This is a genomic window from Sphingomonas sp. Marseille-Q8236 (genome assembly GCF_965112005.1).
The window spans coordinates 242,988-265,039 of the sequence record NZ_CBCOPO010000001.1; the positions used below are offsets into that span (position 1 = coordinate 242,988).

13 protein-coding genes and 1 pseudogene are annotated in these 22,052 nt (G+C 65.1%); 6 read left to right on the plus strand and 8 right to left on the minus strand.

Features of this window, described 5'->3' with window-relative positions:
• Positions 1-169 precede the first annotated feature (169 nt).
• From ACWPWT_RS01210 to ACWPWT_RS01220, 3 genes are all read left to right on the plus strand, one after another.
• A complete protein-coding gene (locus ACWPWT_RS01210; protein ID WP_454278226.1) occupies positions 170-2,632 on the plus strand; it encodes a TonB-dependent siderophore receptor in 2,463 nt (820 codons plus the stop codon).
• A 17-nt stretch (positions 2,633-2,649) separates the two neighbouring features.
• Positions 2,650-4,641 (plus strand): glycoside hydrolase family 97 protein, encoded by a 1,992-nt coding sequence (locus ACWPWT_RS01215; RefSeq protein WP_454278227.1) that lies wholly within the window; start codon positions 2,650-2,652, stop codon positions 4,639-4,641.
• Positions 4,642-5,106: 465 nt separating this feature from the next.
• Positions 5,107-6,021, plus strand: coding sequence for a LysR substrate-binding domain-containing protein (locus ACWPWT_RS01220; RefSeq protein WP_454278228.1), 915 nt, complete (start codon positions 5,107-5,109; stop codon positions 6,019-6,021).
• Between the two features lie 28 nt (positions 6,022-6,049).
• Here ACWPWT_RS01220 and ACWPWT_RS01225 read toward each other — a convergent pair whose 3' ends face one another.
• The gene (locus tag ACWPWT_RS01225) at positions 6,050-8,827 is read right to left on the minus strand and encodes a TonB-dependent receptor plug domain-containing protein (RefSeq protein WP_454278229.1); all 2,778 of its coding nucleotides are present in this window, start codon (positions 8,825-8,827) and stop codon (positions 6,050-6,052) included.
• A gap of 117 nt (positions 8,828-8,944) precedes the next feature.
• Here ACWPWT_RS01225 and ACWPWT_RS01230 point away from each other — a divergent pair, with 117 nt between their 5' ends.
• Positions 8,945-10,894 (plus strand): isoaspartyl peptidase/L-asparaginase, encoded by a 1,950-nt coding sequence (locus tag ACWPWT_RS01230; RefSeq protein WP_454278230.1) that lies wholly within the window; start codon positions 8,945-8,947, stop codon positions 10,892-10,894.
• On the plus strand, positions 10,884-11,333 hold the full coding sequence (locus tag ACWPWT_RS01235; protein ID WP_454278231.1) for an Lrp/AsnC family transcriptional regulator: 450 nt from the start codon (positions 10,884-10,886) through the stop codon (positions 11,331-11,333). The genes ACWPWT_RS01230 and ACWPWT_RS01235 overlap by 11 nt, the downstream gene beginning before the upstream one ends.
• Before the next feature lie 46 nt (positions 11,334-11,379).
• Here the strand turns inward: ACWPWT_RS01235 and ACWPWT_RS01240 are convergent, their stop codons facing one another.
• The 6 genes from ACWPWT_RS01240 to ACWPWT_RS01265 form a co-directional block, all read right to left on the minus strand.
• Entirely contained in the window at positions 11,380-14,262 is a 2,883-nt protein-coding gene (locus tag ACWPWT_RS01240; protein WP_454278232.1) for an FAD-binding and (Fe-S)-binding domain-containing protein, read from the minus strand.
• Positions 14,262-15,638 carry a 2-oxoadipate dioxygenase/decarboxylase HglS gene (hglS, locus tag ACWPWT_RS01245; RefSeq protein ID WP_454278233.1) on the minus strand — a complete coding sequence of 459 codons (1,377 nt, stop codon included), beginning with the start codon at positions 15,636-15,638 and terminating at the stop codon, positions 14,262-14,264. The genes ACWPWT_RS01240 and hglS overlap by 1 nt, the downstream gene beginning before the upstream one ends.
• A gap of 21 nt (positions 15,639-15,659) precedes the next feature.
• Positions 15,660-16,676 carry an arginine N-succinyltransferase gene (locus ACWPWT_RS01250; protein ID WP_454278234.1) on the minus strand — a complete coding sequence of 339 codons (1,017 nt, stop codon included), beginning with the start codon at positions 16,674-16,676 and terminating at the stop codon, positions 15,660-15,662.
• The gene (gene astD, locus ACWPWT_RS01255) at positions 16,673-18,094 is read right to left on the minus strand and encodes a succinylglutamate-semialdehyde dehydrogenase (RefSeq protein WP_454278235.1); all 1,422 of its coding nucleotides are present in this window, start codon (positions 18,092-18,094) and stop codon (positions 16,673-16,675) included. The genes ACWPWT_RS01250 and astD overlap by 4 nt, the downstream gene beginning before the upstream one ends.
• The gene (locus ACWPWT_RS01260; RefSeq protein ID WP_454278236.1) at positions 18,091-19,287 is read right to left on the minus strand and encodes an acetylornithine transaminase; all 1,197 of its coding nucleotides are present in this window, start codon (positions 19,285-19,287) and stop codon (positions 18,091-18,093) included. The genes astD and ACWPWT_RS01260 overlap by 4 nt, the downstream gene beginning before the upstream one ends.
• A gap of 161 nt (positions 19,288-19,448) precedes the next feature.
• Positions 19,449-20,591 carry a succinylglutamate desuccinylase/aspartoacylase family protein gene (locus ACWPWT_RS01265; protein ID WP_454278237.1) on the minus strand — a complete coding sequence of 381 codons (1,143 nt, stop codon included), beginning with the start codon at positions 20,589-20,591 and terminating at the stop codon, positions 19,449-19,451.
• A gap of 188 nt (positions 20,592-20,779) precedes the next feature.
• On the opposite strand from ACWPWT_RS01265, the pseudogene ACWPWT_RS01270 reads away from it, so the two are divergent.
• A pseudogene (locus ACWPWT_RS01270) lies at positions 20,780-21,135 on the plus strand (IS5/IS1182 family transposase); the annotation flags it as partial.
• Positions 21,136-21,248: 113 nt separating this feature from the next.
• On the opposite strand, the gene ACWPWT_RS01275 reads toward ACWPWT_RS01270, so the two are convergent.
• On the minus strand, positions 21,249-21,956 hold the full coding sequence (locus tag ACWPWT_RS01275; protein WP_454278238.1) for an energy transducer TonB: 708 nt from the start codon (positions 21,954-21,956) through the stop codon (positions 21,249-21,251).
• Between the last annotated feature and the right edge of the window lie 96 nt (positions 21,957-22,052).

Consider the following 22,052-nt stretch of genomic DNA (forward strand, 5'->3'; position numbering starts at 1 on the left):
CAGCCTCCGGGCAAATCGATGTAAATTACAATCGTTTGCTGAAAATCGTTGCATAAATTTGCGGACCATCTCACCTTATCCTCCATCAGGTGGACCGCCCATGAGAGGCGTCTTGGAGGGGATTATCATGCGTGCATGTCGTTTGGCGTTAATGGCTTCGGTTGCGTGGATGGCACCGCTCGCTCCCGCGCTCGCCCAGTCGAACGAAGCTCCGAGCCAGTCCGCGACGCAGCCCGCCGCGGCGACCGGGCCGTCCGCCACCGACACGGCGCAGGGCAGCGACCTGGGCCTGAACGAGATCATCGTGACCGGCACCCGCACCGGCACCCGCAAGTTCGAGACGTCCTACGCCATCACCACCATCGACCCGCAGGCGATCGCGCAAAAAGCGCCGCTGGGCATTGCGGACCTGATCGCCTCGACGCCGGGCATCTATGTCGAAAGCTCGGGCGGCGAGGTCGGCAACAACGTCTATTCGCGCGGCCTTCCGGCGGACAATTACCGCTATCTCCCGCTGCTGGAGGACGGCCTGCCCACGTGGGAGGAGGGCGCGGGCGCCTTCACCAATGCCGACGAGTTCTTCCGCGTCGATGCGACGGTCGACTCTCTCCAGATCGTGCGCGGCGGCTCGGCCTCGATCACCGCGTCGAACGCGCCGGGCGGCGTCGTCAACGTCCTGACCAAGCGCCCGACCCGTACCTTGCAAGGCATGGTGAAGGGCGAGGTCGGCGACTGGGATCATTACCGGATGGACGCCAATGTGTCCGGTCCGCTGACCGACCGGCTGTCCTTTGCGATCGGCGGTTTCTATCGCGAGGATAACGGCCTGCGGAACCCCGGCTTCACCGGCAATCAGGGCGGGCAGTTCCGTGTCGGCCTGCAATATGATTTCGCCGATAGTGGCTCGCTGTTCGTCAGCTATCGCAAGCTGGACGACAAGAATATCTTCTACACCGCCATTCCGCTCGCCAGCCCGTCTCAGGGCCTACCGGGGTTGGATGCAGGCACCGGCACGCTGGTCAACACGGCCTTTGCCCGGCTGACCGTGCCCGATGGCCGCGGCGCGTTCGACAAGCGGGTGGACCTGACCCAGGGTATCCACACCGATACCGATACCTTCACCGCGATCTTCAACAAGCCGCTGGGTGATGGGTGGGAGGTTAATGACCGTGCCCGCTATACGACCGGGACAGTCGACTTCAACGGGCTGTTCAGCTCGGGCATCACGACGTCGCAGGGGTTCCTGACGAGCGCGCTGACCCGGTTGCAGGCCGCCCGACCCGACACCGTGTCCGCCGTCTATCGCGACGCCAGCAACGGCCAGACCGTCGCCGCTGCCGCGCTCGGCAATCAGCTCGCACTGACCCAGAGCATCTTCAACACGGTCGTCAATGTCGAGAATGTGATCAACGACCTGAGCGTCACCAAGAAGCTCGACGCCGGCATTGGTCGCCACACGCTGACCGCAGGCTATTATTTCAGCCACTTCAACCAGACGCAGACCTGGAACTGGAACGACATCCTGGTCGAGGCGATCAACCGCCCGCGCTATTTCGACGTGGTCGGCCTGAACGCGGCCGGGCAGCAGACAGTAGCCCTGACCAAGAACGGCCTGCTCAACCTGCACAGCAATTTACAGCGTTTCCATGACGAGGTGACGATCAACGCCTTCTACATGACCGATGCGTGGCAGGTGACCGATGCGCTGCGCATCGATCTGGGCGCACGCTATCACCATGTATCGAAGCAGGGCACGATCGCGCAGACCACACGCGCCAATCTGGGCGATGCGACGACCATTGCCGACGACAATGTGCTGGTCTTTACCGGCGCGACGACGCCCTATCGGTTCAAGACCGGCCAATGGGCCTTTTCGGCGGGCGCGAATTACGAGTTCGACAAGCGCCTCGCCGCTTTCGCCCGCTATAGCCGCAGCTTCCGCGTGACGCCGGAGTTCGTCCAGTGGTTCGGCGGCATGCCGGTCGAGAACCGGATCGACCTGGTCGAGGGCGGGCTGAAATATGCCACCCGGCCCTTCTCGGCTTTCGTTACCTTATTCTACAACAAATTCCCCAACATCGCCTTCCAGACGATCGTGGCGGGCCCGAACGGCCAGGCGCAGACGATCAACCAGACGGCGGCCGCCGAGTCCAAGGGCGTCGAGGTCGAACTGTCGTTGCGCCCGGTCGACTTCTTCGAGCTGGCGGCGAGTGGGAATTATCAGAAGATCAATTATACCAGCTTCGCAGGACAGGATGCGAGCGGGCCATTCGACTTCAGCGGCAACCAGATCGTCCGCCAGCCGCAGGTTCAGCTGTCGGTCCGCCCGACGCTGCATCTGCTGGGCGACCGGGTGAACATCTTCGGCGAGGCCGCCTATACCGGCAAGCGCTATGTCGATGTGGCCAACACCATCGTCCTGCCGAGCTATACCGAGGTGCGGCTGGGTGCGAACTGGAAGGTCACCGACGCGCTCCAGGCGCAGGTGGTGGCGACCAACCTGTTCAACGAGGTCGGCCTGACAGAAGGCAATCCGCGCGCGGGCTCGATCATCGGGGTGCAGGAAACAGCGTTCCAGGGCCGCCCGATCTTCGGCCGCCGTGTCCGCGCCAGCCTGACCTACAGCTTTTGATGCGCAACGGGCTGGGCATGATCGTCGGGCTCGCGGCAATGATCGCGGCGACCCCCGCTTTGGGACAGGCGTGGCAGACCGTCACCTCACCCGATGGCCGCATCGTGGTCGATGTGGCGGTGGACAAGGGCGAGGCGGTGTATCGCGCCCGCTATGACGGCAAGCCGATCCTCGATCGGTCGCGGCTGGGCTTCCGGTTCAAGGATGCCGCGCCGCTCGACGCCGGGCTGACGCTGGTCGCCAGCCGCCCGACCGCGCTCGACCGCCCCTGGACCCAGCCCTGGGGCGAGCGGCGGCAGATGCGCGAGCGGTATCGCGGGCTGGTCGCAACGCTGGCCGCCGCCGATGGCCGCCAGCTAGGCGTCGAGTTTCGCGTGTTCGATGACGGCTTCGGCTTCCGCTGCACGCTGCCCGGCGCGGCCGAACAGCCGCTGGTCGTGACCGACGAGGAAACCGAGTTCCACTTCGCGCAGAATTACCGCGCCTGGTCGATCCCGGCCTACCGCGAGAAGTACAGCGAATATGAATATAGCCGCTCGGCGCTGTCGGCGATCCAGACCGCGCAGACCCCGCTGACGCTGGAAGGCGACGGCGTGGCGATGGCGGTGCACGAGGCGGCGCTGGTCGACTTCCCGTCGATGAACCTGCGCATGCCCGAAGAGAATAGCCGCACGCTGAAGGCCGACCTGTCGCCCTGGTCCAATGGCGACCGGGCGCGGACGTATGGCGGCGCGGTGACGCCGTGGCGCGTCGTGATGGTCGCCCCGGATGCCGCGCATCTGGCGGACTCGACCATCGTTCTGAACCTCAACGAACCCAATCGGTTGGGCGATGTGTCCTGGGTGAAGCCGGAAAAATATATCGGCATCTTCTGGGCGATGCACACCGGCCTGCTGACCTGGGAGCCGGGACCGAAGCTGGGTGCCACAACCGCGCGCGCCAAATCCTATATCGACTGGGCAGCGAAACACGGCATTCCGGGTGTGCTGGTCGAGGGGTGGAATGTCGGCTGGGACGTGCCCCAATGGTGGAAGAACGGCCATTCGCACTTCGTCTTCGACCGTGCGCAGCCTGCCTTCGACATGGCCGAAGTGTCGGCCTATGCCCGCGCAAAGGGCGTGGACCTGATCGGTCATCACGAAACCGGCGGACAGGTGAAGGATTATCTCTGCCAACTGGAACCGGCGCTCGACTATTATGACCGCTACGGCGTACGTTCGATCAAGCTCGGCTATGTCGGCACGCGCCTTGACGAGACGGAATGGCCCGATGGCCAATATGCCGTGCAGAGCCTGCAGACCGTGGTCGAAGCGGCGGCGCGGCACCGCATCGCCATCTTCCCGCACGAGCCGGTCAAGGACACCGGCCTTCGCCGCACCTGGCCCAATCTGATGAGCCGCGAAGGCGCACGCGGGCAGGAATATAATGGCGGCAGCCCGGACGGCGGCAACGCGCCCGACCACACGACCATCCTGCCCTTCACCCGGCTGTTGTCGGGGCCGTTCGACTATACGCCCGGCGTCGTCCGTTTCGACTATCGCGCGACGCGCCCGAACAACCGCGTGCCCTCGACCATCGCCAACCAGCTGGCGCTGTATGTCGTGCTGTACAGCCCGGTGCAGATGGCCGTCGACCTGCCCGAACATTATGACGAGCACGCCGACGCCTTCCGCTTCATCCGCGATGTTCCGACCGACTGGGAGGAAAGCCGCACGCTGCAGGGAAAGATCGGCGAATATGCCGTCGTCGCGCGGCGCGACCGGAACAGCCCCGACTGGTATCTGGGTGCGATCACCAGCGACACGCCACGTCGCCTGACGGTGCCGCTCGACTTTCTGGACAAGGGCGCCCGGTACGAGGCGACCATCTATGCCGATAGCCCGGGCGCCGACTGGCGCACTGCCCCGGAAAAACTGACGATCCGGCAGCAGGTGGTAACCGCCGGAGACCAGCTGTCGCTCGATCTTGCGTCCGGCGGTGGGCAGGCCATCCGGTTTCGACGGCTTTAGGGCCTGCTCCATTCATGGGAAAACGGCCGCGGACGGTTCCGGCATTGTGCACGAGACGAATCACCCTGCACCTCGTGCGTCCGCTAAACAGACCGCGATCGGATGAGAATTTCCCAGCAATCCAAGTGCCCATCGCTTTCACCTCGGGTGCGCCACATCATAGAAAAGCTGCGGATTCACGTAATTTCGTGCGCAACGGGCCGGACAGTGATGGGCGCCGATCGTCATAATGAGGCCGCGAAAAAGCGATTGAGTTGGCGGCAGACCAATAGCCTGCCAACTTGCAGCGCACCGTTCATTCTACCCTTCGGTTCCGAAACACTCTCCTGATGTCCGCGAAGCCGGAAGCTGCTCATGGATTGAGTCTCGGTCCCGGTGCGCTCCCGGCATGATTTCCTTGCTGTTTCAGGCGTGGAATGTCAGCGTTTGACCCGACGTAAAGCCACCGGATTCAGTCCGCCCTTCATGCCCAACGATCATCATGAAATCCACCGTCGCGAGCTGCCGCCGTTGCCAGCGCTCGCCAGTTTCCTGGCCGCGGTGGAAACCAGCAGCTTTTCGCGCGCGGCGCAGCGCATGGCGCTTACCCAGAGTGCGATCAGTCGCCAGATCGCGCTGCTGGAAGGCTGGTTGGGGGTTCCGCTGTTCGAGCGGCGCGGGCGGCGGGTGACGCCGACCCCGGCGGCGCTCGCTTATGCCGACGCGGTGGGACCGGCGGTCGAGCGGTTGCGGAGCGCCACGCGGCGGTTGCTGACCCCGGTTGCCGACCGTGCGCTGACGATCGCGACGCTGCCGAGCTTCGGTATGCGCTGGCTGGCGCCGCGCCTCCCGGGGCTTACCGCGCGGCATCCCGAATTGCTGGTGAACTTCGCCGCACGATCCTATCCGTTCGATTTCGCCGAGGAGCGGTTCGATGCGGCGATTCATTTCGGCCTGCCCGATTGGCCCGGCGCGGACCATGCACTGCTGTTCCATGAAGATGTCGTGGCCGTCTGTTCGCCCGACTGGCTGGCACGCAATCCGGTGGCGACGCCCGTCGACCTCTTGCCGCACGCACTATTGTCGCTGGAGGCCCGGCCCGATGCGTGGCACCGCTGGTTCGCCGCCGCCGGGATGGCTGAAGCCGCGATCGGTGACGGACCAGTGTACGAACATTTCCTGATGCTGGCCCATGCCGCGGCAGCGGGAATGGGCATGGCGTTGATCCCGTCCTTCCTGATTCGTCCGGAACTGCAATCGGGGGCGCTGGTGACACCGATTGATGTCACGCTCAGCGCCTCGGAAGCCTATTATCTGGTGTGGCCGCGTAGCAGCCGCCGCAGCCCGTTGTTCGATCGCTTCCGCCACTGGCTGCTGGATGAAGCCAGGGCGGAAGTTTGAGGCTGCTGATCAGGCTTTCCGTAAAGGATCAGAGCGGTTTCCCGCCCATCTTCCATGTCAGCTGCACGGCATAGCTTCGGCCGATGCCGTCGAACCACGAAATGTCATAATAGGGATAGGACGCATAGGTCGGATCGTGGATCGGCGCCTGGTCGAACAGGTTGGTGACGGTCCCGGTCACGCGGAGGCGTTCATTCAGGTCGTAGCGCGCCGACAGGTTGAACAGATAGCTCGCTTTGATGAAGGCGTCCTGGTCGTAATTGGGCAGCTTGCCCAACCGCATGCCGGTGAGCGTGGTCGAGAAGTCGCCAAGGCTCCACGTCAGGCTGGCCGTGCCTTTCTCGCGTGGAATGTCGAAATTGCTATCGACCCGGAACTTGTCGATGATCGGATCGCCCGGATATTGTCGTACCGTGTGATTGAAGACGTAGGTATAGCCGCCTGACAGGGTGAAATCACCGATCGCGGCGGTAGGTAGGCGAAAATTGGCGGCGATATCGATGCCGTCGGTGGTTTCCTCCGCGACGTTGATCGGGTTGACCTGCACCGCCTGTAGCTGTCCGGTGAGCGCGCCGCTGGCATAGCGGACCACGCGCGCGATGGCGTCGCGACAGGTGGGCGACGACGGATCGAGATCGCCGCCCGCTCGGCACTGCGACTCATTGCGCAGCACCGAATCGATGCTGATGTCGAGCACCTGGTTCTTCATCTTGACCCGGAAATAATCGACCGACACGTCGATCCGGTTTGATGGTTGCCACACCACGCCGCCGTTGAATGAGGTCGAGGTTTCCGGCCGGAGTTGGCGGTTGCCTTGCTTGCGGGCGATGATCGTCTGGTCGGAATAGCTGCAATCACCGATGGTTTCGTTCGGCTCCTCGGTCCGGCACAGATAATAATCAGTCGCGGAGGGATGGGTGTTGCCCGGTCCGCGGAAGACATAGTTGAGGTCGGGGGCACGGAAGCCGGTGCCGTAGGCGGCACGGAAGAGCAGCCGCCTGGTCGGACGCAACTCGCTGCCAATGTTATACGTGAAACGCCCGAAAGTGTTGCCGGCGATATGGAAGGAATCGTAGCGGCCGGCGGTGCTCAGTTGCAGGAACGACAGCACCGGCACGCGGAACTCATAGCCGAGGCCCCAGCGATTGCGCGACCCGCTGCCGTCCGAATCGATCAGCCCGACATAATAGTTGGTCAAGGTCAGCGGATCGGGGCGCAATTCATAGCCCTGCTTGCCCGCCTCCGCGACAAGCGCGAAGCCGACCGGACCGGCGGGCAGTTGGAACAGATCGGTCGTGTTGAGCGAAGCGGACAGCGTGTCGGTCCACGAGCGGGGACGATAGAGCGAGTCGACCGAGATCGAGCGATATTCCTGCGGCGTCAGCGGGGTGTACAGGCGGCGGGAATCGGCATTGAAGATCGCATAGCCGGTGACCGGATCGACCCCCTGCTGCGGCCCGAGGAACAGTGCGTTCGATTTCGAGATGACGATTTCGGGGAAGGTGACGCGCGACGTGTACTGCGCGTGATTGAACGACACCTCGTATTTCCACTTGTCGTTCGCGCCGAACTGCCCGCGAATGCCGGGCGTGATATTGAAGGTGATCGACCGGTTGCGCGTCATGCCGTTTTGAAACCCGCCCATCTCCTCCGGCGTGAACTGGCGCGTCCAGTTGTCGAGCTGCAAACCGCTGTAGGTCGCATCGGGCGACAGGTTCGGGTTGTAGAAGGTGCCTTCCTCATTCCCGTCAGGCGACACATAATACCAGCTCTTCGTCCGGCGGAAGAGCTTCAGCTTCGACACGCTGAATTGCAGGTCGGCGAACAATTCGGTGCCGCCGCCCAGATCATAGCCCATGGAACTGTAGGCGGTGAGCGACTTGCGGTCCGAAATCATCGTGCCATAGGCGACCGATTGGTTGCTGCCACAGAATTGGCCGTACCGGCGGCGATTGGCGTAATAGATGCTACCTTGGTCCAGCCCCGACAACGCACTGCACGTCGCCTGGCCCGGATCGATATAGTTCGAATCCTCGTCCGATCGCAGGAAGACGCGCTGCGCCAGCGGAGTCGCCGTCGTCGGATTGTCGGCCGTCGAATCCTGCCGCCTGCGCTGATATTGCCATAGCGGTCGCTGGTTCAGGAATTCGATGCCCGCGACACCATGGAAGCCGCCGGTTTCCCAACCGGTCGTCGCCATCAATCGGTATGCCGCGCCACCGCCATGTTCGGTATCGCTGTAGCGCATATCGATACGGGTGCCGTCGGCCTTCGTCTTCAGCTGGAAATTGACGACACCGGCGATCGCATCCGACCCGTAGATCGCCGAGGCGCTGCCGCTCAGCACCTCGACCCGGTCGATCAGTCCGACCGGAATGTTGGAGATGTCGGTGAAGTTGCTGTTACCCTGAAACGGCATGGGAAAGTCGGCGATGCGGCGGCCGTTGACGAGCACCAGCGTATGGTTGGGACCGAGGCCGCGCAGGTCGACCTGCTGCGCGCCGGGGCTGAAACTGGCGCCCGAGGCACTCTGCTGGCCCTGCGTCTCGCCGCTATTCTGGGTCAGGCTTCGCAGCACGTCGGGAACGCTGAGGAAGCCGCCCTTCAGAATATCTTCCGACGTGACGATGGTGACCGGTGCAGGTCCTTCCTTCTGCACGCGCGGGATGCGCGATCCCAGGACGGTGATTTCATCCGACGCATTCGCAATCGGCGCGTTTACAGGCAATTCCTGCGCCATCGCGCCGCCTGCCATCGCCATCATCCCCGCACCCGTCAGCCAGCGTACGATTCGGTTCCCCCGCATAATAAATCCCCCGATTGTTGCCCCGATATGCAATCATAATGACATGGACTTCTCGCAAATTGAAATATAAAAACGGCATATTGAATAGTCGTACGATTATTTTGATGGGGTGTGGCCTTGCGACATTATGGTCTGGGTATCGCGTTGATATGCGTGGGGATTGCGTCGGCTGTGCCGGCGGCGGGGCAACAGGCGACGACCCCGGCGGTCACGGGTGCACGTTTTTTCGCGACCGGCGATCCGGCCAAGCCCCGGCCCGCCGCCACGTCGCAGGGCCTGATGCTGATGGGCGGCGGCGACTGGGACAAGCAAGCCTTCCAGTGGTTTGCGAAGAAGGCAGGCTATGGTCATATCCTGATCCTGCGCGCATCGGGCGATGGCGAGGGTGGACGCGAGATGTTCGCCGAGATGGCGGGTGTCCAATCGGCGTCGACCATCCTGTTTACCGATCGCGCGGCTTCGACCGACCCGCGTGTACTCGCGGCCATCGCCAAGGCTGACGGCGTCTTCCTAGCGGGTGGCGACCAGGCGAAATATGTCCGCTTCTGGCAGGGAACGCCGGTCGCCCGCGCACTGGACGCGCATGTCGCGGCGGGCAAGCCGATCGCCGGCACCAGTGCGGGCCTCGCCGTACTGGGCGGCACCGCCTATGGCGCGATGGACGGCGGTAGCATCGATTCGTTCAAGGCGCTGTCCGACCCGTTGAGCGATGCGGTGACGCTGGTCCGCGATTTCCTGCACATGCCGCGCCTGGCCCATGTCATAACCGACACGCACTTCAACGAGCGCGACCGGCTGGGTCGGCTGATCGCCTTCGTCGCAAAGGCCCGCGCGACCGGAGATCCGGCGGCCATCGGGCTGGGCGTCGATGAAGCGGGTACGCTGTGTGTCGACGCGGATGGGCAGGCGACCTATTACGGGCCGGCGAATACCCATGCCTGGCTGGTGCAGCCACAGGGGACACCGAAGTTGGCCCCCGGCAAGCCGCTAGATTGGACTGATATTCGCATCACCGGCATCGCCCCCGAAAGCATGATCGACCTCAACACAATGACGGTGCCGAAGCCAGCGTTCGTCGGCACGGCAAAGGTGGTCGCGGGCAGGCTGATCGACGTACCGCTGCCGCCGGGCGGCCGTTGGTCGCTGGCGATTCATGGTGGGGCGGGCGTGATTCCCAGGGGTTCGCTGACGCCGGAACAGGAACGTGCCTATCGCAGCGGGCTGGACGCGGCGCTGGCCGCCGGATCAACGGTGCTGGCGAAGGGCGGCAGCAGCCTTGATGCGGTACAGGCCGCGGTGCGGGTGCTGGAGGACGATCCGAACTTCAATGCCGGACGCGGCGCGGTGTTCGACGCGGAGGGCAAGAATCAACTCGACGCGGCGATCATGGACGGCGCGACGCTGCGCGCGGGTGCCGTTGCCGGGGTCGGCGCGACGAAGAACCCGGTCGTGCTGGCTCGTGCGGTGATGGAGCATAGCCGCCATGTTCTGTTGACCGGTCCGGGTGCCGACCAGTTCGCGCGCGAACAGGGGGTGGAGCAGGTCGACCCATCCTATTTTCGGACCGACAAGCGCTGGCGCGAATATCTGGAATGGAAGCGGGACGAGCTTCATGCGGCACTTGACCCGACGCATCGCTTCGGCACGGTCGGCGCGGTGGCGCGCGATCAGCGCGGGCATCTGGCCGCCGCGACTTCGACCGGCGGACTGACCGGGAAGCGCTGGGGGCGGATCGGCGACTCACCGATTATCGGCGCCGGCACCTACGCGATGGACCAGACCTGCGCGGTGTCGGCGACCGGCACCGGCGAATTCTTCATCCGGCAGGCCGCTGCGCGCCAGATTTGCGACCGTATCCAATGGAAGGGACAGGACCTCGCCACGGCGGCCAGCGACACGATCGAGGAAGTAGGCGAGATCGGCGGCGATGGTGGGCTGATCGCGATGGACGGACGCGGACATATTGCCTTCGCGATGAACAGCGATGGCATGTATCGTGGTAGCATATCGGACGACCAACCCCCACGTACGGCCATCTATGCCGGAGAAACGGATGTTGGCCGATAGCTCAAACCCTTCGAAGCGCGAGCTGGACGCGCGATTGCTGGCGCTGTTGCGGCAGGATTCGCGCGTTCCGGTATCGGAACTGGCGCATGTCCTGAATGTGTCGCGTGCGCATGTCTATGCCAGCATCGCACGGATGGAGCAGGACGGGACGATCGACGGCTATACCGTGCGGCTCGGCGAGGCGCATGATCGCCGCATGGTACGCGCGCATGTGATGATGACGACGCTGCCCAAGCTGTTGGACGAGACGAATGAGGCGCTGACGGCGATCCCCGAACTGACCGGCGTGTATGCCATCGCCGGCGAATACGACCTGATCGCAACGGTAGAGGCGCCCAGCCTGGAGCGGCTGAATGACGTGATCGACGCGATCGGGCGGCTGGAAGGGATCGGGCGGACGATGTCGGCAGTCGTGCTGGCGACGCGGCTGCGGCGCTAGCCTCGATCGACGCTCGCGTTCGCACGAGAGTGACGAACAGAAATTCTTACCCCGCCAGTACCCGGTCGATCAATTCCACCGGATGGAGCGGGCGGCGGCCGGTCAGGCGCTTTGTCTGGCAGCGGCAGGAAAAGCCGGTGGCGAGCATCGCGTCGTCCCTTGTCACATCAGCCCAACTGAGCGCGAAGATGTCGCGCGACAGTTTCTGGTTCTGCGCCTCATGCCCGAACAGCCCGGCCATGCCGCAACAGCCGGTCTTGGTCGGCACCGCGGTAATGCCGAAGCCGGCGAGTGCCTCCGCCCATAGCATCAGGGCCTGCGGGCGGAGCGCCTGTTCGGTACAGTGTCCGAGCAGGCGTTGCGGAGCAAGGGCGTGGGTGGCGGTGGGCGCACGCCCCTGCCGCACCGCTTCGGCCAGAAGCGTTTCCAACCCGGCGACGTCGATGCTCTCGCCGGTCATCTCGGTGAATTCCTGGGTGAACATCAGCGCTGTCGCAGCATCCAGACCGGCCAGCCGCACACCCTGATCGGCGAGTCCCCGCGCTTCCGCCATCCGGACGCGGGCGATGCGGGCGAAACGGTCGCGCATCCCCAGCAAGTGCAGCACCTTGCCATTGCTGCGTGCGGCCAGGCGCATCACGGTGTAGCCGCATGCGCCGAGCACCCGAGCAGCGGCGGCAATCACCGGCCCGTCGAAGCTTGTGGTAAAGCTATCCTCGACCAGTATGACGATGTTCGCCCGCGCCTCGGCTGGCAGCAGCTTCAGCTTCGCCATTGAAACATGCGGTGGCAATGTGTGCGGATCGGCGACGGCGAAGGCGGGCAGGTCGACATAGCCGAGCGTGCGTTCCAGCGCCGCCCGCGCCCGGTCGCTGCTTGCCACGCGGTTGGCGACTTCCGGCATCTTGCGCGCGGCAGCCAGCATCGCCTCCATTGACGCGACAATATGGTGGCGGATCGGACGGGCTCGCTTGGCCCAATAGCGTTCGGCGAAGCGCGACTTCATCGTCGGCACGTCGACCTTGACCGGGCACAGCGTCGTACACGCCTTGCACGACAGGCAGGTGGCGAGCGACGCCTGCGTATCGGCGGCCAGTGCGTCGCGTTCGGCAACCTCCGCCGCGGTCGGATCGGCGATCGAATCCAGCCTTGCCCAGGCGCGCAGCAGCGAAGCGCGGCCCTTGGGCGATTGCGCGCGGTCGCGTGTCGCCTTGTAGGATGGGCACATCACGTCGAGTGAGTCCCACGCGAAGCACGCGCCATTGCCGTTGCATGCTATCGCGCGATCGAATGCCTTGGAGCGTGCCTCTTCAATCTGCTGGTCGGCTTCGCCGCGCAGCGGTACGCCATCGATCCGATCGACCTTGTGTCCCCTAGGCGCGGCGAGCTTGCCGGGATTGAACAAGTTGTCGGGGTCGAAGGCGGCCTTCAGGGCCTGCAATTCGGGATAGAGGCTGCCGAAGAACAGGGGCGAGAATTCACCGCGATAGCCGCGACCATGTTCGCCCCAAAGCAGTCCACCATATGCCTTGGTCAGCCGTGCGACCTCGTCGGAGATCGGGCGGACCAGCGCGGCCTGTGCGGGATCGCGCAGGTCGAGGAACGGGCGGACATGCAGGCAGCCGACATCGGCATGGCCGAACATGCCATAGTTCAGGCCGTGCCCGTCGAGCAACGCGCGGAACTCCGCCACGAAATCGGCCAGTTTCTCGGGTGGGACGGCGGTGTCCTCGACGAAGGGAATGCCTTGCCGCGCGCCGCCCAGCCGGGCGAGAAGCCCGACCGACTTTTCGCGCAGGGCCCACAGCTGGTCGATGGCGGCATCGTCGCGCACGATCCGCATGTCGCCCTGCGGGCCGATCGCGGCAAGCGCGGCAAGGCCGGCATCGATCGTCGCATCGTCATCGGCGGTGAATTCGACAAAGTTCATCGCCGCCACGGGCGCATCGCTCCCCCCGCCGAGCAGCCCCTCGACGCTCGACCAGATGATGTCGCTTCGCGCGACGCCCAGTACCTTGTCGTCGAGAATCTCGATAGCGACCGGATCGGCGGCGATCAGGCGTTGCACGTCGCGCATCGCGGTGTCGAACGCGGCATAGCGGATGACCGCCAGCGCACGTCTTTTCGGTTTGTGCGCCACGCAGAGGGTGATCGAACGGGTGATCGCGAGCGTACCTTCGGAACCGGCAAGGAGATAGCCGAGGAAGAAACGGTCGGCGTCCGCGTCCCACGTCTTTTGCAGATTGTAGCCGGTCAGACCCCGGTTCATCTCCGGGAAAATCGCCGCAATGTCGTCGGCACGCTGCGTGACGACGCGAAGCACCTCGCGGTGGATGTCGGCGACGATGCCGGTGCCCGCTGCGATGGCCTCCGCCTGTGCCCGTGTCATCGGCTCGGCACGCCACGGAGTGCCGTCCGACAGTGTCACATCCAGCGCGACGATATAGTCCGACGTCTTGCCCCAGCGGCGCGACCCCTTGCCCGACGCATCGGTCGCGACCATGCCGCCGATCGTCGCGCGGCTGGCGGTCGACACCATCGGTGGGAAGAATCGGCCATGCGGTTTCAGAAAGGCGTTCAACTGGTCCAGCACGACGCCCGGTTCGACCGTGACCATGTTCGCTTGCGGGTCGAATGCCCCGATCCCGCGCATGTGGCGTGCGAAATCGACGATGATCCCGTCGTTCAGCGACTGGCCGTTGGTACCGGTATTGCCGCCGCGTGCCGTCAAGGAGAGATCGGTGTCGCGCAGGGCGCGAACCAGCAGGGTCACGTCGTCGCCGGTACGCGGATAGACGATGGCGGCCGGGCGGACCTGATAGATGCTGTTGTCGGTCGACGCGACCTGCCGCGCGCCGATGCCATCCTCGGCATCGCCGGTGAACCCCGTCTGATCCAGGGCGTGAAGCAACTCGGCGACCGCCGCCATCAGGCCGCCGCCGCCCCGCGCAATGCCTGGCGCACCTCCATCATCGATCGTGCCTCCGCAGCGGCGTAGAGCGCCATGTCGTCCTGCACCGCATCGCCCATCGCGGCCTCGAATGCGGCCCGGGCCGCCGATGCGGCATAGCTGCGCTGTCCGGTGCCGCCCAGATTCGACTGGAAGATGCCCGCCGCGCTGACCGGCAGAAAATCCTCATACACGATCGGCAGAGCGCGGACATGGCCTGCCGCCAGCCAGTCATCGATGTCGCCTGCGGGACGAACGCCAGTTGCGATCAGCCTCTGCCCGGCCTCGGTCAGTTCGTAGCGGAACCAGGCCAGCCCCTGTTCGCGCAAGGCCTCGATCGTGTCGGGAAAAGCGGCGAAGCTGGTGTTCAGCCGGTCGGCATAGCTTGCCCCCTGCGATCCCGCACCGCCGCGTGCCGTCGCCAGCAACCGGTCGTAGAGCGCGCGCCCCTTCGGCGTGAGCGCCGCGCCGCGCTGTTCGATCTCACCGAAACGTGCGGTATGCTGACCGGGACGGTCGCCGGGGAAGGTCACATCCTCCTCGATCGCCTTGAAGCTGGTCTGGCGCAGCAGGATCGGTACGGCGCGCGGCGGCGGCCCTTCGATCACCGCCTTCGCGTCGATGCCGCGTGCCTGCATAGCGACCTGCGCGGCATCGATGTCGAGCGTGCGCGGCGTCAGGTGGTTGATATGCGGCCCGCGGAACGACACGACATCGGCGATCAGCCGGTGCGCGCCGTGCAGCCGGTCATAGGTCGCGGCATCGACCCGCGCATCGCCATGCCAGCGAAAGGTTTCGAGCAGTTCCTTGACGAAGCGTTCGGCATCGCCCTCGTCCAACCCGCCATGCGCCTGGTGCCGTTCGATCAGGCGGATTGCGTCGTCGGTAAAGATCTGGCGCGTCGACAGGATCGCCTCCGCCTCGGCGCGCAGCTCCCCATCCTCGATCAGTTCGAGACGCAGCAGCGAGGTGAAGACGCGGAACGGATTGGCGGCCAGCGCCGCATCGTCGACCGGACGGAAGGCGGTCGAATGAACCGGCACACCCGCTACCGACAGGTCGTAATAGCCGACCGGAACCATGCCCATCACCGCAAAGGCGCGGCGCATCATATTCAGCTCCGCCGCCGTGCCCAGCCGGATCGCGCCGTGCCGCTCGACGTCGAGCCGGTCGAGTTCGTTGGCCGACGCCATCTCTGCCGCCAGATCAGGGCGGTCGGCCAGCACCTGGGCATTCACCTCCGCGACGATCGACAGCAGGTCGCCATAGAGTGGCACTTCGGCGCGGTACATTGCCGACATGGCTTCGGAGAAGCGGGTGCGGATGGCATCGGCGGGCGTGAAGCTGTGGGTCATGGTCACCTCGGACAGATAGGGTCAGCGCGGGGCGTGGGTAATGGGGTCACCGATCCCGACGCCCAGCAGGCGGGCGGCATCGGGGTCGAGTAGAACTCCGTCATCCTGCGCGACGACCTGCGCGAAACAGGCACGAAAGCCTGCCAGCCGCCCCGCGGCGGCGATGCTGGGGTTGGCGGTGTCGCTATGTCCCACCGCACGGACGATGGCGGTACGGGCGGCGCGGATGGTGGCGATGTCGTCGGTCGCGGCGGTCACGGTCGGGCCGCCGTCGAACAGGTCGACATAATGGTCGTGACGAAACCCCTCCTTCTCCAGCAGCCGCAGCGCGGGGCGACCGGAGGGATGCGGCACGCCCAGAACGGCGCGCGCGGTTTCGGGCAGCATCGCCAGCGGGACAGGCGTGGTCGGCATCAGTCCGGCCAGGACATGGGTGCCATGTTCGGCATTGAACGCATCCGCCGCGGCAAAGCCCATGCCGAAGAAACGGGCGGCGACACCGTCCCAGAACGGCGCCTCGCCCGCCTCGTCGACCACCCCGCGCAGTTCGGCGATGGTCCGGTCGGCAAAGCGCGCGCGGTGCATCGCAATGAAAAGATAGCGGCTGCGCGCCAGCAGCGTGCCAGCGCCCCCGGAACGGACATCGGCACGCAGGAACAGCCCACCCACTTCGCTGCACCCGGCATGGTCGGTGCAGATGGTCAGCGTGCTGTGATCGACTGAACGGCCCAGCACGGCATGGTCCGCGCCATGCCGGTCGATGCGATAGCTGTAGAAGGGCGCGTCGGTGCCGATGTGGGAGAATATCTGGCAGGTGCCATGGATCGCCTGTGTCGTATCGTCCTCCAGCACGAACAGGAACCGGTCGACGCCGAAGCGGTCGGTATCGCGCGCAAAAGCGGAGTCGGCAGAGGCCAGTCGCTCGGCAAGCTTCGCCCGGTCCGGCGGCAGGTTCACGAAACCGCCACCCGTGGTCTGCGCCATCTCGTAGAGCGCCGACAGGTCGTGCCCGCTGGCAGCCCGCAGGACGATCGTCACGCCGCACTGGCTCCCAATAGGGGCTTCAGCGTATCCCAGTTGCCCGCCGCACTGCCCGCCTCGAAGCTTGCCATCGGATAGGCGCAGTAATCGGCGGCATAATAGGCGCTGGGGCGGTGATTGCCCGAATCGCCGATCCCGCCGAACGGCTGCGCGCCGGCCGCGCCGGTCGTCGGGCGGTTGCGGTTGACCACGCCCGCGCGCGCGTCGAGTACGAACCGTTCCCATAGCGCGTCGTCGCTGGTCACCAACCCCGCGGACAGGCCGAAGCGCGTGTCGTTCGCGGCGGCGACCGCTACGTCGAAATCCGCGACCCGGATGACCTGAAGTACGGGCGCGAAAATCTCTTCATCCGGCACCGGCACACCGGTCACGTCGAGCAGTGCGGGCGTGACGAAGGCGGTGCGGCGCCCTGCAATTCCTCCGAACGGCACGATGGCACGGGCACCGGCTGCTTCCAGCGTGGCGACCTGTGCACGGGCAGTCGCGGCAGCGGCGTCGGAGATCAGCGGACCGATATAGGGATTTTCGTCCCAGCGGCCGATGGGGATATGCGGTATCAGCGCAACGACCGCATCGATCACCGCGTCGCCGAAGGCACCGTGCGGCAGGATCAGTCGACGGGCACAGGAACAACGCTGTCCGGTGGTGATATAGGCCGACTGGACGATCAGCGCAGCCACCTCCGCCACGTCACCGTCCCAAACGATCAGCGGATTGTTGCCGCCCAGTTCCAGCGCGAGGATCACGTCGGGCCGGTCGGCAAGGGCGCGGCGGAAATGCGCGCCGGTCGTCGCCGATCCGGTGAACAGCAGTCCGTCGATGTCTGCTGCGACCAAAGCCGCGCCGGTTTCGCGTGCACCCTGCACGACCTGCAATACGCCCTCGGGCAGTCCCGCTTCGGTCCATGCCGCCGCCATCGCCGCGCCTACCGCCGGGGTCAGTTCCGATGGCTTGAATACGACCGTGTTCCCGGCGAGCAGCGCGGGGACGATATGCCCGTTGGGCAGATGGCCAGGGAAATTGTACGGGCCAAGCACCGCCATCACCCCGTGCGGGCGATGGCGCAGTACCGATTCCCCAAACGGCATCGTGCTGCGCTTTTCCCCGGCTCGCTCGGCCTGCGCGGTGATCGACAATTCGACCTTGCCTACCATCGTGGCGACCTCCTGCGTGGTTTCCCACAGCGGCTTGCCGGTTTCGCGGGCGATCTGTTCGGCAAGGTCGGCGGTCCGAGCCTTAAGCTCGGCGGCATAGGCACGGGCGATGGCCACCCTCTGCTCGACCGACGTCCGCCGCCAGTCGCGGAAGGCCATGCGAGCACGGACCATGGCTGCGGCGACATCGGCCTTGGTCGCGGTGCGACCGGACCATATCGTCTCGCCCGTCGCCGGGCAAAGAGAGGTCAAGACGCTCATGCGGCCTGGACCATGGCACCGCGCGCCGCGGTGCAGGCCGCTTCGAGCCGGGTGACAGCCTCGGCAATCTCCTCTGCGGTGATCAACAGCGAGGGGAGCAGGCGCACGCAATTTTCGCCGCCGCCCGCGACCAGAATTCCATGGTCGCGCGCGATCCCCATGAAATCGCGATTGTTCGGAATCATCTTCAGGCCGATCAGCAGCCCCTTGCCGCGCACGTCGGCGATCACATCGGGGAAACGGCTGCGCAACGCCTCAAGCCGTTCGAAGAAATCGGCGCTAGCGGCGCGGGCATGGGCCAGCGTCTCTGGCCTCGCGATGGTGTCGAACGCGGCGATGCCGACCGCCATCGCCAACGGATTGCCGCCGAACGTCGTGCCATGCACGCCGGGCGTCATGCCCATGGCCGCTTCTGTGGTGGCGAGACACGCCCCGACCGGGAAGCCCGATCCCAACGCCTTGGCCAGTGCCATGATGTCAGGCTCGGCGCCGTCGAACCACTGGTGCGCGAACAGCTTGCCCGTGCGGCCCATGCCGCTCTGTACCTCGTCATGGATCAGCAGGACGCCGTGCTCGCGGGTCAGTTCGCGCAGCCGCAGCAGCCATTCGCCGGTCAGCGCGCGCGCGCCGCCTTCGCCCTGCACCGGCTCGACGATCACCGCCGCCGTGGTCGGGCGGGCGATCGCGTCCTCGATCGCGGCCGCATCGTCGATCGACAGCTGGACGAAGCCCGGCAGGCGGGGGCCGCAGCCCTCCATATACCCGGCATTCCCCGAGGCGTTGATCGCGGCATAGGTACGGCCGTGGAACGATCCCGCGAAGCCGACGATATCGATCCGCTCCGGCTGGCCGTTGACATGGTGATAGCGGCGCGCGGTCTTGATCGCGCATTCGACCGCCTCAGTGCCGGTATTGGCGAAGAACACGCAGTCGGCGAAAGACGCATCCACCAGTCGCTGCGCCAGCGCTTCCTGCCCCGGAATGCGAAAGATGTTCGAGACATGCCACAGCTTGCCCGCCTGTTCGGTGAGCGCGGCGACCAGCGCGGGATGCGCGTGACCCAGGGCATCGGTCGCGATGCCGGCCACGCAGTCGAGATACCGCCGCCCCCCGGTATCGGTCAGCCACACGCCCTCGCCATGCTCCACCGCGATCGGCGCGCGATTGTACAGGTTCATCAGGGGATCTGTCATGACGGCTCCTATCCTCAAATCGGGAATGCACCGGCGGGCGGGCAACGTGGTGGCCGCCCTGAGCAGACGGTTCACGCGATTGCGCTATTGGCCCCTGGGAGGGACATGGCCAAACGCAATGGCGTCATCTACTAATGACGGTTGAGAATGAGTGGCCAGCTCTATCGTGCTTTGATCGGCATGACGGTTGACGGGCAACCATCGCGCTTGCACGGCAGGCTGTCGTCCCAGGACAACAGGCGCACGACCATGTCGCCTGGCTGGGTGCGCGGGTCGGTGCCCAGGCCCGCGACCCGTGCGTCGAGCGGCGCGGCCAGCGCGGCGACGGTCCTGCCGAACGGGTCGGTGACGATCGCCAATACATCCCCCTTCTTCACATATTGGTTCAGCGTCACGCGCACCTGCGCCCATCCGCCGCGCGGGCTTTCGACATTGGTCACGACATTGCCGAGGAACGGTTCGGCATCACGCAGATCGGGTTTGCCCGGCAGCATTCCCTCCTCGATCATCACGTTGCGCACGCCGCGCAGGCCGCGTGCGATCATCGCATTGTCGAACACCTCCGCACCGCCCAGTTCATAGGTGACGGCAGGGATGGCATTGGCGTTCAGCATGTCCTCCACCGCGCCGTCATAACCCGCATTTATATAGATGCTGTCTGGCCGCAGCATCATCGCGATATGCTTGGCGGTGGGAGTGGCGACAAAGACATAGGCCGGATAGGTGCCGCCGCGCGACTGGGTATGCAGGTCGATCGCGAAGTCGGTATTGCCGGTAAAGAGGCGCGACCATAGCCGCCCGGCATAACGCTGCGCCGCATTCCCTTCATCGCCGTGCGCGTGCGGATCGTGAGGGATCAGGCGATTGAGATTTTCGCCTGCGCCATTGTGGCCGCCGGTAAAGGCGCGCGTCGAATTGCGCAGGCCCGGCGCATTAAGGCCCGGCACCGCGATCAACGTTCCCTTCATGGTCGCCGGATCGAGCCGTTCGACCAGCTGGTGGATCACGCCGATGCCGTTCAGTTCGTCGCCATGGATACCGGCGGTCAGCAGAAAGCGGGGGCCGGGCTGCGCACCTTTCACCACGACGATCGGCACATAATAGCCCTGTCCGATCTCATTGTCGTCGACCCGTAGCCAGAGTCGCGTCTTGCCGGCGGGCAGGACGGCAACTTCCAGCTTCTCGATCACGGGCGCCCCGTCCATCTGGTTCCCCGGCTCGCTCGGCAGCGCGGCGGCATGCCGGGCGGCGAACAATGCCACGACCAGAGCAAATCCGGTGAAGACACGGAACGGGCGGCACATGGCGGTTCTCCAAGACGACAGAACCGAAACCTCGCATTTCGTTACGCATGCGACCAAGCGAAAATCCGTCATGTCCTTATGCGTTCGGCTCATAGATAGGTCGGCGCCCGTCGCGCGAGGAAGAACGCCGGCCGCAACGCCGCGTATCTCAGGGTAACGCACCGCGAACCGGTCGATGAAGCCGACATAGATCGTACGGCCCGCAGAAGACGCTGTACTATCGGTGGAAGCGTTGCGGCGAGGCTGGCGTGTTCACGCGAATGATGGAAGGTCTGGCCGCAACTGGCTGGCCTTGATGACGCAACCCCGGTCTTCGCCGGGGTAGGCTCTGCCTTGGAGGCGCACCGCACGGCATCGAGCCTATAGGTCAAAATGGGGATTTCGCTCGCCTGATCGGCCCCATCAAATGCCTGCCTTGGCGAAGGCCAGGGGCGGCATGAACACCAACCGTCATGCCGTCGCCGACACGAACGGGCGCCCCTTGGGCTTCTTCATGTCCGCGGGCCGAGTCGGCGACTACCCCGGCGCGGCAGCGCTGCTCAGTGGCTGCTCGGCGACCGCTGCCCCACCGCCTTTTTTTCCGCCGCCGTCCTCGCTGCGACCGTCATCTTCTGGCTGTGATCAACAAGTCCTGACCAGAGCAGCTGGATCATGGCATCATGGTGCAAGACTGAATTCGATCGGTACGACGAACTCGAACGACGCGCCCTCTCTGCTCTCGGGGGGTTTGGGAAGCGGCTGGGCGCGCTCGGGCAGTGCCAGGGCTTCCCGGTCGAGATCTGGTATCCGCGATGACTTCTCTAGGCGGACGGATTGGACTGCACCGTTTCGATCCATCACCAATCTGATGACCGGGATTCCCTGATACCGGCGCAGCAGCGCTACGCGAGGGTAGCGGCGATTTGCGGTCAGCTTTGTCAGGATCCTGCCTTCCCAGGTGTCGGGACCTTCGGTTTCAGGAATAGGTTGACGGGCTACCTGCATGCTTGGCGGTGTGGATGCCTGAGGTTGGGGCGACTGGGCCACGGGCTGTTGCTGCGCCGCCGCCACGATCGGGAGTGTCGCGGCGGTAGGAATCGGCATGATCGGCGCGCGCTTCTCTACAGCCCGTTCGATTTGCGACCGGGCCGGTGACTCGGCCGGTGTAGGCGCAGGCGGCGGTTCTGGCTGCTGGTCCAGGGTGTTGACATCGAAGGTCGTCAAGCTCGCGGAATGGGCGGGTTCAACATACCGGACCGACGATGTCACTATGAGAAAGGCGATGCCCAGCAGCAGGGCAACACCGCCGGTCGATGCGATGCCGAACCACCGCTGCCGAACGTCAGGATGATAGCGACCCACCGTGCCCGTATCCTGGATCGTCACGGCGTCGGATGGCTCCATGGATGGGGGCCGCGGGAAGCAATTGCTCCCGCGACCGGTCGGCCCGTCCGACATCCTGTCTTTCTCGCCAGACGCCAT